The organism is Pseudomonas lurida, from assembly GCF_002563895.1.
In the GTDB taxonomy this organism is placed as follows: domain Bacteria; phylum Pseudomonadota; class Gammaproteobacteria; order Pseudomonadales; family Pseudomonadaceae; genus Aquipseudomonas; species Aquipseudomonas lurida.
Map to the genome: position 1 here is coordinate 4770405 of NZ_PDJB01000001.1, position 16043 is coordinate 4786447.

The following is a 16043-nucleotide window of genomic DNA, read 5'->3' on the forward strand; positions in this document are numbered from 1 at the left end:
TCAGATCACCTTCGCTTCGTTTTTCAGTTTCTCGACCAGTTCGGCCACCGACTTGACCTTGATGCCCGCGCTGCGAGCAGCCGGTGCTTCAACCTTGACGGTCTTGTTGGTGGAGGCGGTGGAAACGCCCAAAGCATCCGGAGTCAGCACTTCGAGAGGCTTCTTCTTGGCTTTCATGATGTTTGGCAGGGACGCGTAGCGCGGCTCGTTCAAACGCAGGTCAGTGGTCACGATGGCCGGCAGTTTCAGGGAAACCGTCTGCGCGCCGCCGTCGATTTCACGGGTAACAGCTACGCTGTCGCCGCTCACTTCGACCTTGGAAGCGAAGGTGCCCTGGCCGTAACCGGTCAGCGCAGCCAACATTTGGCCAGTCTGGTTGTTGTCGCTGTCGATGGCTTGTTTGCCGAGGATCACCAGCTGAGGCTGTTCCTTGTCGACAACAGCTTTGAGCAGCTTGGCCACGGCCAGGGAGGTCAGCTCTTCAGCGGACTCGACCAGGATAGCGCGGTCGGCGCCGAGCGCCAGCGCGGTACGCAGCTGCTCTTGAGCCGTGGTAGGGCCGATGGAAACCACGACGATTTCAGTCGCCACGCCTTTCTCTTTCAGGCGTACGGCTTCTTCCACGGCGATTTCGCAGAAAGGGTTCATCGACATCTTGACGTTAGCGAGGTCGACGCCGGAATTGTCCGCCTTGACGCGAACTTTCACGTTGTAATCGACAACGCGTTTGACAGCTACAAGAACCTTCATGGATTCCTCGTTACTCTCCGGTGAAAAGAAAGTCGCCTAGGCGAACCTGGCGGTTGATGCTCATCGGCACACAAGGGCACCTCCAAAAACGTCGGCGGATGACCTTGCTCACGGGAAATGACGACCGTTCGTCAGTGGTGACTGAGAGGTCATTCTTTATCGCAGCGTGTAAACTGCGCGCCATTGTTTGGGCACGCGTCACCTGTCTTGCTTTTGGACGTGCTCTTGAAACCTGCTGTCTGCCTACGGTAAGCGCAAAACCGACCGTATATTGACCGGAACACCTATTCTGGTCAATACGGCAAAATAGCCAGTCATAAGCCGCGCCTCTTTGATTTACCTAGCCTGCGGGCAATTCAAACAAACGTTTGTATTGGACGCTGACAGTGGTGTAGATATAATGCGCCACCTAGAGAGAAAGGTGGGTCATCCCCTGCCATTTGGCACAGTGATGATGGACACGACACCGAACCTCCACCCATTAGAAAAAAAAGCCTGTTGAGCCTTGAGTAGGAGATAGCCTGTGGAACGCGAATACATGGAATTCGACGTGGTCATCGTCGGCGCTGGCCCGGCGGGACTGTCTGCCGCCTGCCGACTGAAGCAGAAGGCCGCCGAAGCCGGTAAGGAAATCAGCGTCTGCGTGGTCGAGAAAGGCTCCGAAGTCGGCGCGCATATCCTGTCCGGTGCCGTGTTCGAACCACGCGCCCTGAACGAACTGTTCCCGGACTGGAAAGAACTCGGCGCCCCGCTCAACACCCCCGTGGTGCGCGATGACATCTATGTACTGCGCAGCCCGGAAGCCTCCACCAAGGTGCCCGACTTCTTTGTGCCCAAGACCATGCACAACGAAGGCAACTACATTATTTCCCTCGGTAACCTGTGCCGCTGGCTCGCCCAGCAGGCCGAGAACCTCGGCGTGGAAGTCTACCCAGGCTTCGCCGCCCAGGAAGCGCTGTTCGACGAAAACGGCGTGGTGCGCGGGATCATCACCGGTGACCTTGGCGTTGACCGCGAAGGCCATCCAAAAGAAGGCGTCTACACCCCGGGCATGGAACTGCGTGGCAAATACACGCTGTTCGCCGAAGGGTGCCGCGGGCATATCGGCAAACAACTGATCCAGCGTTTCAACCTGGACAGCGACGCCGACGCCCAGCACTACGGCATCGGCCTGAAGGAAATCTGGGAAATCGACCCGGCCAAGCACCAGCCAGGCCTGGTGGTACACACCGCCGGTTGGCCGCTGGACATCATGAGCGCCGAGAACACCGGTGGTTCGTTCCTCTATCACCTGGAAAACAACCAGGTGGTGGTCGGCCTGATCGTGGACCTGTCCTACAGCAACACCTTCCTGTCGCCGTTCGATGAGTTCCAGCGCCTCAAGCACCACCCGGTGCTGGCCCAGTACCTCGAAGGCGGCAAGCGCATCAGCTACGGCGCCCGTGCCATCTGCAAAGGCGGCCTGAACTCGTTGCCCAAGATGGTCTTCAAAGGCGGCGCGCTGATCGGTTGCGACCTTGGCACCCTGAACTTCGCCAAGATCAAGGGCAGCCACACCGCGATGAAGTCCGGCATGCTCGCCGCCGACGCCGTGGCCGACCGTCTGTTTGCCGAGTCCGAAGGCGGTGATGAACTGACCGCTTACGTCGACAGCTTCAAGTCCAGCTGGCTCTACGAAGAACTGTTTGCCAGCCGTAACTTCGGCCCGGCGATGCACAAGTTCGGCCCGATCATCGGCGCTGGCTTCAACTGGTTCGACCAGAACATCATGGGCGGCAAGATGCCGTTCACCCTGCATGACACCAAGCCGGACTACGCCTGCCTCAAGCTGGCGAAAGACAGCAAGAAGATCGATTACCCCAAACCCGACGGCAAGCTGAGCTTCGACAAGTTGAGCTCGGTGTTCATCTCCGGTACCAACCACGAAGAAGAGCAACCGTGCCACTTGAAGTTGAAAGACGCGAGCATCCCGATCGGCACCAACCTGCCGCTCTACGATGAACCGGCGCAGCGCTACTGCCCGGCCGGCGTGTATGAAGTGATCACTCAGGAAGACGGCGCGAAGCGCTTCCAGATCAACGCCCAGAACTGCGTGCACTGCAAGACCTGTGACATCAAGGACCCTTCGCAGAACATCACCTGGGTCACGCCAGAAGGCGCGGGCGGGCCGACTTACCCGAATATGTAAGGCGGCATCGATTATTGGTTGTGGCCCTCATCGTCCTGCCGAATCACCGGCTGCCGTTCAAGGCAGCCCGGCGATTCGACGGGGCAAGCGGCGGCGATCATGACCGCCGTTCAGGGTCCAGATACACGCCCACCGCTCACTGGATCGCGTTGGTCTTCAGCGACTCCAGCACCTCGATCATTTCCTCAAAAGACTGCCCATCAGGGCGGATCTGCTCCCTCAGGCGCCAAATACCCGAACGGTCACTGGACCGCACCGCAGTGCTTGCAGCAAACTTCGCCGCCCCAAAATCCACGGGAAAACATTTCTGGGTGGCTGCGTCATAAAGAATATTCCTGGCGGCCAGGTCATTGTGAACAATACCGGCATTTTCCAGCTCGGCTAACATATTCAATAAGCTGCCTGAGACGGCGTCGGGCAACGCATTACCTCCTGCCATCAAATCTTCAAGCGTTTCGCCTGGCATCCTGGGCATCCGTATGTAGGAAACCGTGTCAGCCGCGTTACTCCCCAGAAACGTCGCACGCTGCTCGCCATAATATTGATTAAATAATGCCACCTCGTTGTTGAGTTCAGTCACTCGCTGAGCCGCCGGAAGAGGAAAGGTCACTTTGATCACATAGTTCGCATCGTCCGGGTCGATGTACACCATCGCACGGGAACCAAACCCGATGGGCTCTATCAACCGCTCGGCCAAGTCATCCACGTTCCCACCAACGACTCCTCGGGGTCTCCACACCCCTTGGGCATCGGGGTGGGCGATCTTTCCACTGCTGAGCAATTCAGAGGGATTATCGGGGTCACGCAGGCGCAGCAAATAATGCAATCCATCCCCGGCATCGGGCGTTTCGGCGGCGAAATACTGCTTGCCCCTGTACGTCACTTCTCGCATGCCGGGAAAGGCTGAGGGGATGTGCGCAACGGGATTGGCGGGAGGCGCCAGCACCGTATCCCGCGGTGCTTCATGATTGGTTTTCGGCACCGCGGGCGCGCGCACCAACGCAAGATCCTGGGTCTGCTCGTTGTATGTCCACGTGTAGTGCGGGCGGCCCAGGTTGGGGCCAATAGCGTTATCGATCCCACCCAACCCGGCCTCTGCCGCTACCGGGGCAATTTCGTGTGCCAGTTGCAGGCCGGATATGACGGCGGCGGCACTGCCGCCGACGCGGTCGTCCACCGTCATGCCATAGAGAGAGTCATGGACACCAAAGACGAGCGTGCCCGTGTTGCCGATGATGGGTACGTAACCGAAGGTATCGCCCCATAACGCTTTCGCAGCCTTCCAGTGTTGCTGCGAGGAACCAAAGACCTCAGTCTGGTCGGCCCATACCGCGCTCTTGGCGTTCACTGCCTGGTAGTGGGCGGCAATACCGCCACCCAGGTTGCCGTATTTCAACTGATAATCGCCACCACGTGACCCGGTGTAATTAAACGTCTCGCGGACCGGGACAGCCTTATCCTTGACCAGATTTTGATAGCCCGGGTAGGTGGCACGATTGCCTGCAATCAAGTTGTCGAGCACATCCCCCGCTTTTGGCCAGTGGGCATCCTTACCACCTTGCCTGTCGCTGGCGTTGAAACTACGCAGCAAATGATCACGGTTGTTTGCAGCCCAACGGGCAAAGTCCTGATCGTCCCGTACTTCGTGGACAGCACCGTTCTTCAAGTCGATCATCACGCCCTTATTGGGCCGGTGACGATAGTTTCCGTCATGGGGGGCATAAGGAATGAATGCGTACCCTGCCAAGGGGTAGCCATAGAGATTGGGAATAATGACCTGGCCATCTCGCTGTAACGTACGCTTGAGTGCACCTTGGGCTTCAAGACTCAGCGCCTCGAAACTGTCCTTGTTACTCACCACGCTCTGCAACGTTCCTCGCACCACATAGGCATCTGACTTGCCGGAGCGCTGCGCCAATACTCCGGACGCGTCGCGCATGGGCACGGCGATTTCATGTTCCCAGTGATCTTGCAGGTGTCTGCCAAGGGATTCCAGATCGCCCACCTTGCTTGAATCTTGCTGCTCGATCTCCATGAACCTGAAATTGACCGGGCCGCCTCGCTGCACTTTATCGTGCTCCAGGCTACCCGCTGCAATTTCCCAGGCAAGGTAGCTGCGCTTGTCAGTGCCCGTCAGGTGGTCCGGTCTCCCAACCCCGGTGTAAGTGCTGAATGTCACGGTGATTTTTTCGTGCGGGTCTAACCCTGCCGCCAATAAGCCAGCGCTGAAGTAACCCGCAGGCTCCAGGAACGGGCGAACCTTCTGGAATCGGATGTTGCTTTCGCCTTCGCGAGTGCTTTCTATGTGTTGGATCTGCGCCACTACGCGGCCAGCATAAGCGTCGATGCGCTGCATCCGCTCTTGAGGGGTATAACTGGCCGTGGGCGATGAAGGCGTGACGGCCCCGTAAATAACGGTCCTGGCCACATCAAGCTCATGATCAGGGGTGGAGGGCGATGTCGGCCCCTGGCGCTCACCACCGGCCACATCGTTCGGGGAAATAGCCCGACCTGTTGCCGAGGTTGGACGTCCAGGCACCGCCATGCGCGCGCCAGAATCTTGATCGGGTATGGCGCGCTGGATACCTGGGGGACTTGATTGGAGCAATGACAGAGCGTTCACTTGAGACCTTCCTGAGATGGCAGGCACTGACATGCCTGAGACGATCTGTGTGCAGAAGGGGCCGGGAGCAGTTCCCCTGCGACCCAGACAATCCGGTCATCAAGTATTGCAAAAGCGGTTCGGCCCTCAGGACTCAGGGCGCGCAACAGCTGGTTACGCGGCGCGTTCCTCGCCGGGGTTGCGCTCGAAGTAGCGCTTGTACTCGCGACTGAACTGCGACGTACTCTGATACCCCACATTGTGCGCGGCCTGCGCCACGCCCATGCCTTCCACCAGCAGCAATTGCTGGGCCTTGAGCAAGCGCAAACGCTTCAGGTACTGCACCGGCGACAACAGTGTGCAGCGCTTGAAGTGCTCATGGAACGTCGACGCACTCATGTGCGCATACCCCGCCAACGTCTCGATATTCAACGGCTCGGCGTAGTGGGCATGCAGGTGATTCAACGACGTGGCGATCCGTGAAAACTGTCCCTGCTGTTCCACCAATGCACGCAGCACATCGGCTTGTGGCCCACGCAACGCGGTGAAGAGCAATTCCCGCACCCGCGCCGGGCCCATGATCCGGCTTTCCAGCGGATCGTGCAGGCACTGCAACAGCCGTTCGACGCAACCACGCATGGCATCATCGAGCACCACCGAGCTCATCGACTCAAGCGTCTGCGCCGTCGGCGGCGGCCCGGCCTGAATACCCATGGCCATCACCAATTCGCCCAGCACGACACGATCGATACCCACCGTCACGCCCAGCAGCGGCGCGTTCGGGGCCATGGCAAACGTTTCGCACTCGAACGGCACCGGCATCGCCTGGATCAGGTAGTGGCCGGCGCCATACTCCAGCGTACGCGGGCCCAGGTAGGCAACCTTGCTGCCCTGGGCCACGAACATCAGGCTCGGCTCATAGATCTGCGGCCCGCGCGCTACGTCACAGCTGGCGCGCAGTACCTGCACGCCCGGGAGGTGGGTGGGCGAAAAACCGTCGCGGGGCGTAAGCCCCTCAATCAAGGCAACCAGCGTGGCGTTGGCATCGAGATGGCGGGTCAACAACATAAAAGCGGCTCTCGGAAAAATCACGTCTTGGTGCAGGCTAGCTGGCTTCACGCCACACGCTGCAAGAAAGCCCGCAGTTTATAGCTTGCCGCTTGTAGCTTGCCGCTTTTAGCTGCGCCTCCGGAGCTTTAGGCATGAGACTCGGAGCATTTGCCATGGTCGCTCCCTGGGTCGGCGCGCAGAATGCGCCACCTCTCCAGTCCAAGCTTTTGCGAGGTTTCCCCATGTACACCGCCATCGGCTATGCCGCCCAGTCGGCCACCACTCCCCTCGCCCCCATGTCGTTCCAGCGCCGCAGCCCGCGCGTCGATGACGTGGCCATCGAGATCCTTTACTGCGGCGTGTGCCACTCCGATATCCACCAGGCCCGCAACGAATGGGGTATCGCCGTGTACCCGCTGATGCCAGGCCACGAGATCGTCGGCAAGGTCACCGCCGTCGGCGCCAACGTCACTGCGCACAAAGTCGGCGACCTGGTCGGCGTGGGCTGCATGGTTGATTCGTGCCGTCACTGCGACGCGTGCAAATCGGACCTGGAACAATACTGCCTCGAAGGCCCGACCATGACCTACGCCACCCCGGACCGCGTAGACGGCAGCAACACCATGGGCGGCTACTCGGACAGCATCGTAGTCAGCGAGCACTTTGTGGTGAAGATCCCGGCCAGGCTCGACTTGGCCAGCGCCGCGCCGATCCTGTGCGCCGGTGTCACCATGTACTCGCCGATCAAACACTACGGCATCAAGGCCGGCGACAAGGTGGGCGTATTGGGCATGGGCGGCCTGGGCCATATGGGCATCAAGCTGGCCAAGGCGATCGGCGCGCAAGTCACCTTGTTCACCCGCTCCGCGAGCAAGGCCGAAGAAGGCCGTCGCCAGGGCGCCGATCACGTGATCGTGTCCACCGACGCCGAGCAGATGAAAGCCGCCGCCGGGCACTTCGACTTCCTGCTGGACACCATCCCGGTGCAGCACGACCTGAACCCCTACCTCGACGTGCTGCGCTTTGACGGTGTGCATATCCTGGTCGGCCTGATCGAGCCGGTCGACCCACCGGTCAACGCCGCCAAGCTGATCATGGGCCGCAAAGTCCTGGCCGGCTCCTTGATCGGCGGCATTGCCGAAACCCAGGAAGTCCTGGATTTCTGCGCCGAGCACGGCATCAGCTGCGACATCGAAATGCTCGACATCCGCAACATCAACGAAGCCTACAGCCGCATGATCGCCGGTGATGTGAAGTACCGCTTTGTCATCGACATGGCGACCCTGAAGGCCTGATCAAGCCTTCGCGCCCAACTCCGCTGAAAGCCTTGCTGCGACCTGTTTGACCACAGGGATCAGCTCGGCCATCTTCTCCAGCGGCATGTAGGGCACGGTACTGGCGATGCTGATGCCGGCGACAATGCGCCGGCTGGCATCGCGCACCGGTGCCGCCACGCAGCGGATCGACGGTTCGTTGTCTTCCAGATCGAACGCATAGCCGCCTTCGACATACTCGCGCATGCGCTGCTCGAACTGCGCCCAGGATTGCTCCGGGTGCTGCGGCCATTGCAGGTTTTTCCCACCCACCGGCAAGCTGACTTCGTACAGGCGCTGCCACTCCTGCGCGGTGTCATCCAGCAACAGTGCCTTGCCGATACCGGTGCGCGCCAGCGGCATGCGATGGCCGACCCGCGAGCGCATTTCCGGGCCATTACGGCCAGGGTTCTTGTGCAGGTAAAGCACGTCGTCGTATTCGCGAATGGCCAGGTGGATGGTGTCACCGGTAAGCGCCGACAACTCATCCAGATACGGAATGGCCAAGGTCACCAGCGGCAGCTCTTCCCGCGCCTGGAAACCCAGTTCGATCAACTTCGGCCCCAGCAGGTAACCGACCTGCGGCACCACGCGCAGGTAACGCTCTTCCACCAGGCAACTGGCCAGGCGGTGGGTGGTGCTGCGGGTGGTGCCGATGCGCTTGGCGATCTCTTTCAGATCGCGCGCACCGGCCGCCACCGCCTGCACCACGCCCAGGCCACGCAGCAGGGTCTGGGTGCCGGTGGGGGCGGTTTCTTTGACGGGGGTGTGGGCGTTTTCCTGCATATCGGGCCTATTCGTGTGAAAGCGGGGGCATTATGGCAAATGCCGGACGTCAGCACAGCGAAGATCCTAATGTGGGAGCGGGCTTGCTCGCGAATGCGGTGTGTCAGAAACAGGTGTATTGACTGACACACCGCATTCGCGAGCAAGCCCGCTCCCACACTGGATTTTCTGTGTTGTCTAGACCGAGTTTCTAACGCTGTTTCATGCGGTCGATGATCACGGCCAGCAACAGGATCGAACCCCTGATCACGTACTGGTAAAAGGTATCGATGTTCTTCAGGTTCATCGCATTCTCGATGATCGCCAGGATCAACACCCCGGCAATCACATGGCGGATCATGCCGATGCCGCCACTGAGCGACACCCCGCCCAACACGCATGCCGAGATCACTGTGAGCTCAAAGCCCTGGCCAATCATCGGCTGGCCCGAGGTCATGCGCGAAGCGAGGATCACCCCGGCCAAGGCGCCGATCAGGCCATGCACGGCAAAGATGATGATCTTGGTGCGATCGACGTTAACCCCGGCCAGCAGCGCGGCTTCCTGGTTACCACCGATGGCCATGGTGTTGCGCCCATAGGTGGTGTAGTTGAGCAGCCAGCCAAAAAACACAAAGCACAACACGGTGATGATGATCGGCACCGGCACGCCCATCAGTTGGCCGTTGCCGAACACAAAGAAACCTTCATCCATCACGCCGACGGCCTTGCCGTTGGAGAAGATGTAGGCCAAGCCGCGCACGATCTGCATGGTCGCCAACGTTGCGATCAATGCGTTAATGCGCAGCTTGGCGATGACAATGCCGTTGATCAGCCCCACCACCAGGCCCATGGCCAACGCCGCCGACACACCGAGTACCACGCTGTCGGTGTCGCGGATCACGATCCCCGCCACCACGCCGGCACAGGCGATCACCGAACCGACCGACAAGTCGAAGTGCCCGGAGGCCAGGCAGAACAACATGGTGCACGCCGCGATGCCCACGGTGGAAATCGCCAGGCCCAACCCACGCATATTCAGCGGTGAGAGGAAGTTATCGATAAACAAGGCGCTCAGCACAAAGATGCTCAATGCCGCGAGCAGCATCACCCAATCATCGAGGAACTTGCGCTGGTTGAAACCCGGCCAGAAGCCCTTTGCAGTTTTTACCTCAGACATCTTTCACCTCGGATTCTTCAAGCCCGCGAGCGCGGGAGAGCCAGTTGCAACAGCCGTGCTTCGTCCGCTTGGTCGCGGGTGAGTTCGCCGGTCAGGGCGCCTTCGCTCATCACCAGGATGCGGTCGGCGATGCCCATCACTTCCATCAGGTCGCTGGACACCACAATCACCGCAATACCACTGGCCGCCAGGTTATGGATGATCTGGTAGATCTCCGACTTGGCGCCGATATCGATGCCACGGGTGGGTTCGTCCAACAGCAACACCTTCATCGGCATCGACAGCCAGCGGCCGAGAATGGCCTTCTGCTGATTGCCACCGGACAGGTACATGATTTTCTGTTCGGCGTTCGGCGTCTTGACCTTCATGGCTTTGATCTGCTGGTCGGCGTTGTGCTTTTCCCAGCCGTCGCGCAGCAGCCAACCGAACCTGGAATGGGCACCGCGCGCACTGATATTGATATTCTCAGCCACGCTGGACAGCGGAATGATGCCTTCCTTCTTGCGGTCTTCCGGGCACAGCAGTACGCCGGCAGCGATGGCATCGCGCGGTGAATGCAGCTGCAGTGTTTGCCCGCAGAGTGCAAGGCTTCCCGCAGTGCTGCGGGTCAAGCCGCTCAGCAGCCGGAACAGCTCCGTGCGTCCCGCGCCGACCAGTCCGAACAGGCCAAGGACCTCGCCCTTGTGCACGCTCAGGCTGACCGGCTCACGCAGGCCCGGCCCCAGCAGCCCCTCGACCTTCAGCGCCACTTCGCCCTGTTCACGCGGGCGGTAGTCGTAGATGTCCTGGATATCGCGGCCGACCATGCACGTCACCAACTGGTCATGGGTCAACGCACTCATGTCGTCGAAGGTGCGCACGTAGCGGCCGTCCTTGAACACCGTCACGGCGTTGCAGATGCGGAACACCTCCTCCATGCGGTGGGACACGTAGAGCACCACTTTGCCCTCGTCGCGCAGGCGCGTGATGATCGCCATCAAGCGGTCGATCTCCCGCGCAGAGAGGCTGCTGGTGGGCTCGTCAAACGCAATCACATGCGCGCCACGGGACAACGCCTTGGCGATTTCCACCAGTTGGCGCTGCCCCAGGGACAGGCGCCCGAGCTTTTCCTCCGGGTCGATTTCATCCGCCAGCCCCTTGAGGCAGGCCAGTGCCTGTTTGCGCAACTGGCGGCGGTTGACCACACCGAAGCGTGTCGGCAAATGCCCTAGGAACAGGTTCTCGGCCACGGTCATTTCGGGCACCAGATGCAGCTCCTGGTGGATCACCGCCACGCCGCTGGCAATGCTGTCGGCGGCAGACTTGAAGTCCATGGTCTGCTCGCCGATCTGCAGCGAACCGCTGCTGGGCAGGTAGGCGCCGCCAAGGATTTTAAGCAGCGTCGACTTGCCCGCGCCGTTCTCGCCCATCAACGCGTGCACCTCGCGCGGCCGCGCTTCAAAGCTGATCTGCGCCAGGGCTTTCACACCGGGAAATTCCTTGCCGATGCCGTTGAAGCGCAGGGCCGCGCCGCTCATTTCCACAGCCCTATTTTGCTCAACTCTTCCTTGAAGTTGGTGCGGGTGATCAGGGTCACGTTGTCCAGGGCGGTGAACTTGGCGGGCTCGGTGCCTTTGGTGACCCACTCGAACATCGCGCTGGCGGTCTTGTAGCCCGACGCGTCAGGGCTCAACAGCATCGAGCCGTAGAAGCCGGTGTCGGATTTCTTCAATTCTTCGATCGCGTCCGTGCCATTGATGCCTACACCAATCACATGGTCGGCCTTGAAGCCGGCGCTTTCGGTGGCGCGCACGCCGCCCAGTACGGTGCTGTCGTTCATGCCGCCGATGATCAGGTTTTTCGCGCCGCTGGGCAGCTTCACCAGGGCCGAGTTGGTGGAATCCATGCTGCCCGGTACATCGAGGGTTTTCTGCGCGCTGAACAGAATATGGTCAGCAGGCAAGCCGGCGGCCTTGAGGCCTTCGACAGAACCATCGGTGCGTTTCTTGCCGGTTTCCAGCTCGTCGAAGGTGTTGATGACCGCGTAGGTTTCTTTCCAGTCCCAATTGCGACGCTTGGCTTCGGTAGCCATGGCTTCGCCTTGTTTCTGGCCGATCTTATAGGCGTCGAGGCCGACGTAGGGCACGTCTTCCATGGGTTTGCCCTTGGCGTCGACAAAGCGATCGTCCACCGCCAGCACTTTCAGGTTATTGAGCTTGGCCTTGGCCATGATCGCAGGGCCGAGGGACACGTCCGGCGGGCAGATCACGAAACCCTTAGCGCCGTTGGCCGCGAGGGTGTCGATAGCGGACAAGGTTTTTTCGCCGTCAGGCACGGCGATCTTGATCACGGTGAAGCCCTGGTCCTTGCCGGCTTTCTCGGCGAAGGCCCATTCAGTCTGGAACCAGGGTTCTTCGGCCTGTTTGACCAGGAAACCGATCTTTACTTCTTCGGCAGATACAAACCCGCTGAACGCCACGGCGAGGGCCAGGGTGCCGAGTGTCTTCTTGAACATGAACCACCTCTTCTTGTTATTGGAAAAGTTTTAGTCGTGGTACATCACCGACCGCCCGCCATCGATCATCAGGCAGGTGGCATTGATAAAAGGCGCCTCGTCGGTCGCCAGGAACAGTGCCGTCATCGCCACTTCGACCGGCTGGCCGATGCGCTTGGGCGGGTGCAGGTCGAACGCGCGTTGGCGCTCGGCGTGGGGGTCGGGGAAGCCATTCCAGTAGTCGACGTTGAGCTGGGTCTCGATATAGCCCGGCGCGATGGCATTCACGCGGATGCCCTTGGGCGCGTACTCGATGCCAAGGGCACGGGTAAGGCCGAGCAGGCCGTGCTTGGCCACTGGATAAGGGAAGCAGCCGGGGATGATGTGGCTGGAATGGGTGGAGGCAATATTGATGATGTTGCCGATACCTTGCTCGATCATGTACGGCAGCACCGTGCGGCAGCCGAACCAGGCACCGTCGAGGTCGATGGCGAAGCAGCGGCGCCAGTCTTCGTCGGTCATCTGCAGTGGGTCGCGGAACACATTCACCCCTGCGCAGTTGATCAGCACATCCACGCGGCCAAAGCGCTCGATGGCCACATTGACCAACGCCTGCCATTGCTCCTGGGAGGTGATATCGACGGGTTGCGCGTAGATCTCGGCACCGCGTTCGCGCCAGTGGGCGGCAACTTGCTCGACCTTTTCGCCTTGGATGTCGGCGATGACCAGCCGCGCCTGCTGGGCCTGGAAGCACGCAACGATGGCTTCGCCAATGCCCTGGGCGGCGCCGGTGATGATCACCACTTTGTTCTTCAACCGCTCGCCATAGGTTGGCTCGGGCACGGCGGGGAGTGACAACGGTTGTGCCTGCATCGCTTCACCTGTTTTATTTTTGGTAGTGAGTGCTGATGCAACCGACTATAAACCCATCATTTGAAATATCTCAATATATAAATTTGCATCCCATATATTGAGCATTAATCAAAAAAAATGTGGGAGCGGGCTGTCCGCGATAGCGGCGGTTCAGTCAACGCAGCTGTGACTGAACTACCGCTATCGCGGGCAAGCCCGCTCCCACACTTGATCCTCAGTTTGACGCAATGGGGGCCTAGCCGAGCGCGAAGTCGCGCAGCGCATCGCCTTCCATGCGATAGCGCACCCACTCTTCCTGCGGCTGGGCGCCGATGGACTTGTAGAAAGCGATCGCCGGTTCGTTCCAGTCCAGCACGCTCCACTCAAAGCGCCCGCAGCCGTTATCGAAAGCAATCTTCGCCAGGTGGCGCAACAACTTCTTGCCCGCCCCGCCGCCGCGTTGTTCCGGGTTGATGTAGAGGTCTTCCAGGTACAGGCAGTTGCTGCCCAGCCACGTGGAATAGCTGAAAAAGAACACCGCAAAACCAATCGGCATACCGTCGCGCGAGCAGATCAGGCCATGGGCGGTGGCCCCCTCACTGAACAGGCTGCGCTCGATGTCCACCACACTGGCGATCACTTCATGCCGAGCTTTCTCGTACTCGGCCAGCTCGGTAATGAAGGTCAGGATCTGCGCAGCATCGCTGGGCACGGCGGGGCGAATCTCGATGGTCATGGGCGAGCCTTGGCAATTTCAAAGCACACATACTAAGGCGCTTTCATGACTGATTGCAGTGCAATTTCGCTGCACGTGGTCCTGGCCCCCTTACTCCGTCGGCGGGTAACGTTGGCACCACCAACCACGCAACAATCGGCAAAGGCGCGCATGGTAAAACGTGGGGCATAACGCCAATGACGCCAGGCCCTCCCATGCATTCCAAGTCGCCGGTGAGCACCCAGCTGTTCGCCCTGTTCTGTGTTGCCAGTTTTCTGTTGTCGCTGTCGTACGGCTCGACCTTCCTGCTGTCGTTGCTGATTCATGCGCGCGGTGGCAATGAACATGATGCGGGCAGCGTGATTTCCATGGCCATGCTAAGCACCTTCGTCGCGGTGGTGGTCTCCGGGCATTTATCGGATGCCGTGGGCGCAGCGCGGGCGATTGCAGGCATGGGCGTGCTGCTGGTGGTGGCATGCCTGGGCTTTGCACTGATGCCTGGGTTCGGCCAGGGCTTGATGCTGTTTGGCCTGGCCCTGGGGCTAGGCTGGGGGGTGTTCTACACGTTGGGGCCGATCATCGTGGCGATGCTGGTGGCGCCGCCGCAACGGGCGAAATACTTTGCGCTGTTGTCGGGCAGCATGATGACGGGGATCGGTTCCGGCCCCTTGCTGGGACGGGCGGCGAGCGCGCTGGGATGGCCCCTGACCACCGCGTTCCACATCGCCGCGATCGCCAGCCTGGTCGCAGTGGTGATGTTCTGGCGCCTGGGCGCCCACCTCACGCAACGGGGCAATGCGCCGGTAGCCAAAATTTCCTGGGTCGCCACCCGCCAGGTGCTGTCGTCCAAAGCGGCCTTCGCGATCCTGATGGTGGGCCTGGGTGGGTGTGTCTTTGGTGGGTTGTCATCCTTCCAGACCAGCTACGCAGCGGCACATTCGCTGGACTACTCGTTGTTCTTCGTGGGTTTCCTGAGCGCCGCGATCACCAGTCGTTTGCTGATAGCGGGGTTTGTCGTCAAGCGCGATGCCTATCGCAGCGCGTGCGTGCTGTCGGGGCTGATGCTGGTGTCGGTGTTGATGTTCGGCTTCACGGTGTCGGGCAGCACCAGCTACCTGCTCGCCGCCATCACCCTGGGCGTGGGTTATGGCCTGACCTATTCGGTGATCAACGGGCTGGTGGCCAATGAAGCACCGGCCGGCACGACCTCCCAGGCGCTGCTGCTGTTCAGCCTGGCGTACTTCATCGGTGTATTCGGGTTTCCACTGCTCGCGGGAAAGATCATCGTCGCGTACGGCCTGCCATCACTGCTGCTGAGCTTGGCAGCGGTCGCCCTGTTCAACTGGCTGATCACCATCGCACGACTGATCGGGCGACGGGCGCTGGCACACAAAATCTTACAGGTGACACAAGACCGTTCGTCGCCATCAAGGCACGAACGCCAAACGCAGGCGGACCAATAGAGGGTAAGGACATTAATCATATGGAGACACCCTCATGAAAAATTCCAAGTTTGCTGCCCTCGCCCTCACCGGCCTGTTGTCCGCTGCGTCGCTGAGCGCCTTTGCCGCCAGCTCGACCACCGGCCCCACCGATCCAACGCCTGACGCCACCACCGAGTCGCAGAAATCCATGGGCACCGGCCTCGACACCAACGGTGGCGCAGTCATCGACAACAGTGCCGACCCACGCACCAAAGGCAATGACACACAGCGCCAGGCGCCTGCTGCCGTCGGCAACGGCAAAATGGGCCCTGGGGTCAATGAGCCAAAGATCAACAAAGGCGATGACTCGAACGTGCCTGGCGCCCCTAAACAACCTGCGCCGTAATCCATCGAACGCACGATGAACACCCGATCATTTCCCAGTGAAGAGGTACGCATGAACGTCGATAGAAACCTTGAAAAAGAAGTCCTCACCCGCCTGCTGCACGCTCACCCGCAAGGACTGGGCAAGGAGGTGCTGGACAACTACCGCGGCGAAAAAGAGGTCGCCAGTGTCTTGGCGTTCCTGCAGGACCGTGGATTGATCAAGGATGGGCATGTGACCACCGACGACGCCGGTGAATATTCGTTGAACTTGCCCATCAAGCTCACCGCGTCTGGTGTGGATGAGGCGCGCAAGCTGGACGGCCAGGCCAGCCAGTAGCCTTCACGAA

14 protein-coding genes are annotated in these 16043 nt (G+C 60.3%); 5 read left to right on the top strand and 9 right to left on the bottom strand.

Annotated elements, in window-relative coordinates; all coding sequences use genetic code 11:
* Window positions 1–750, bottom strand: a complete 750-nt coding sequence (locus ATH90_RS21585) for an electron transfer flavoprotein subunit beta/FixA family protein (RefSeq protein ID WP_024076934.1) — start codon at window positions 748–750, stop codon at window positions 1–3.
* Between the two features lie 523 nt (window positions 751–1273).
* Between ATH90_RS21585 and ATH90_RS21590 the strand changes: the two genes are divergently transcribed.
* Window positions 1274–2938 carry an electron transfer flavoprotein-ubiquinone oxidoreductase gene (locus ATH90_RS21590; protein WP_034108303.1) on the top strand — a complete coding sequence of 555 codons (1665 nt, stop codon included), beginning with the start codon at window positions 1274–1276 and terminating at the stop codon, window positions 2936–2938.
* Between the two features lie 136 nt (window positions 2939–3074).
* On the opposite strand, the gene ATH90_RS29485 is transcribed toward ATH90_RS21590, so the two are convergent.
* Window positions 3075–5483 (bottom strand): OspG family effector kinase, encoded by a 2409-nt coding sequence (locus ATH90_RS29485; RefSeq protein WP_478212371.1) that lies wholly within the window; start codon window positions 5481–5483, stop codon window positions 3075–3077.
* Window positions 5484–5714: 231 nt separating this feature from the next.
* Entirely contained in the window at window positions 5715–6608 is an 894-nt protein-coding gene (locus ATH90_RS21600; RefSeq protein ID WP_098467229.1) for an AraC family transcriptional regulator, read from the bottom strand.
* Window positions 6609–6832: 224 nt separating this feature from the next.
* On the opposite strand from ATH90_RS21600, the gene ATH90_RS21605 reads away from it, so the two are divergent.
* The gene (locus tag ATH90_RS21605; RefSeq protein WP_034108307.1) at window positions 6833–7885 is read left to right on the top strand and encodes an NAD(P)-dependent alcohol dehydrogenase; all 1053 of its coding nucleotides are present in this window, start codon (window positions 6833–6835) and stop codon (window positions 7883–7885) included.
* Here the strand turns inward: ATH90_RS21605 and ATH90_RS21610 are convergent, their stop codons facing one another.
* From ATH90_RS21610 to ATH90_RS21635, 6 genes are all read right to left on the bottom strand, one after another.
* Window positions 7886–8689 carry an IclR family transcriptional regulator gene (locus ATH90_RS21610; protein WP_034108310.1) on the bottom strand — a complete coding sequence of 268 codons (804 nt, stop codon included), beginning with the start codon at window positions 8687–8689 and terminating at the stop codon, window positions 7886–7888.
* Window positions 8690–8879: 190 nt separating this feature from the next.
* A complete protein-coding gene (gene araH, locus ATH90_RS21615; protein ID WP_028617559.1) occupies window positions 8880–9845 on the bottom strand; it encodes an L-arabinose ABC transporter permease AraH in 966 nt (321 codons plus the stop codon).
* Window positions 9846–9862: 17 nt separating this feature from the next.
* Window positions 9863–11362, bottom strand: coding sequence for an L-arabinose ABC transporter ATP-binding protein AraG (gene araG, locus ATH90_RS21620; RefSeq protein ID WP_098467230.1), 1500 nt, complete (start codon window positions 11360–11362; stop codon window positions 9863–9865).
* Window positions 11359–12339: a substrate-binding domain-containing protein gene (locus ATH90_RS21625; RefSeq protein WP_069078064.1), complete on the bottom strand. Its 981-nt coding sequence runs from the start codon at window positions 12337–12339 to the stop codon at window positions 11359–11361. The genes araG and ATH90_RS21625 overlap by 4 nt, the downstream gene beginning before the upstream one ends.
* A 30-nt stretch (window positions 12340–12369) precedes the next feature.
* Complete coding sequence (locus ATH90_RS21630; RefSeq protein ID WP_034108320.1) at window positions 12370–13191, bottom strand: SDR family oxidoreductase; 822 nt, start codon at window positions 13189–13191, stop codon at window positions 12370–12372.
* Between the two features lie 235 nt (window positions 13192–13426).
* Entirely contained in the window at window positions 13427–13906 is a 480-nt protein-coding gene (locus ATH90_RS21635) for a GNAT family N-acetyltransferase (RefSeq protein ID WP_069078065.1), read from the bottom strand.
* 194 nt (window positions 13907–14100) lie between these two features.
* On the opposite strand from ATH90_RS21635, the gene ATH90_RS21640 reads away from it, so the two are divergent.
* From ATH90_RS21640 to ATH90_RS21650, 3 genes are read left to right on the top strand one after another with little or no spacing between them, the layout of a single operon-like run.
* A complete protein-coding gene (locus tag ATH90_RS21640; RefSeq protein WP_098467231.1) occupies window positions 14101–15348 on the top strand; it encodes an MFS transporter in 1248 nt (415 codons plus the stop codon).
* Window positions 15349–15382: 34 nt separating this feature from the next.
* Window positions 15383–15715 carry a hypothetical protein gene (locus ATH90_RS21645; protein WP_034108326.1) on the top strand — a complete coding sequence of 111 codons (333 nt, stop codon included), beginning with the start codon at window positions 15383–15385 and terminating at the stop codon, window positions 15713–15715.
* 51 nt (window positions 15716–15766) lie between these two features.
* Window positions 15767–16033, top strand: a complete 267-nt coding sequence (locus ATH90_RS21650; RefSeq protein WP_034108328.1) for a hypothetical protein — start codon at window positions 15767–15769, stop codon at window positions 16031–16033.
* The last annotated feature ends 10 nt before the right edge of the window (window positions 16034–16043 follow it).

Coding starts and splice junctions, on each gene's coding strand:
- ATH90_RS21585 (WP_024076934.1), bottom strand. CDS start 750: ATGAAGGTTCTTGTAGCTGTCAAACGCGTTGTCGATTACAACGTGAAA.
- ATH90_RS29485 (WP_478212371.1), bottom strand. CDS start 5,483: ATGGCGGTGCCTGGACGTCCAACCTCGGCAACAGGTCGGGCTATTTCC.
- ATH90_RS21600 (WP_098467229.1), bottom strand. CDS start 6,608: ATGTTGTTGACCCGCCATCTCGATGCCAACGCCACGCTGGTTGCCTTG.
- ATH90_RS21605 (WP_034108307.1), top strand. CDS start 6,833: ATGTACACCGCCATCGGCTATGCCGCCCAGTCGGCCACCACTCCCCTC.
- ATH90_RS21610 (WP_034108310.1), bottom strand. CDS start 8,689: ATGCAGGAAAACGCCCACACCCCCGTCAAAGAAACCGCCCCCACCGGC.
- araH (WP_028617559.1), bottom strand. CDS start 9,845: ATGTCTGAGGTAAAAACTGCAAAGGGCTTCTGGCCGGGTTTCAACCAG.
- araG (WP_098467230.1), bottom strand. CDS start 11,362: ATGAGCGGCGCGGCCCTGCGCTTCAACGGCATCGGCAAGGAATTTCCC.
- ATH90_RS21625 (WP_069078064.1), bottom strand. CDS start 12,339: ATGTTCAAGAAGACACTCGGCACCCTGGCCCTCGCCGTGGCGTTCAGC.
- ATH90_RS21630 (WP_034108320.1), bottom strand. CDS start 13,191: ATGCAGGCACAACCGTTGTCACTCCCCGCCGTGCCCGAGCCAACCTAT.
- ATH90_RS21635 (WP_069078065.1), bottom strand. CDS start 13,906: ATGACCATCGAGATTCGCCCCGCCGTGCCCAGCGATGCTGCGCAGATC.
- ATH90_RS21640 (WP_098467231.1), top strand. CDS start 14,101: ATGCATTCCAAGTCGCCGGTGAGCACCCAGCTGTTCGCCCTGTTCTGT.
- ATH90_RS21645 (WP_034108326.1), top strand. CDS start 15,383: ATGAAAAATTCCAAGTTTGCTGCCCTCGCCCTCACCGGCCTGTTGTCC.
- ATH90_RS21650 (WP_034108328.1), top strand. CDS start 15,767: ATGAACGTCGATAGAAACCTTGAAAAAGAAGTCCTCACCCGCCTGCTG.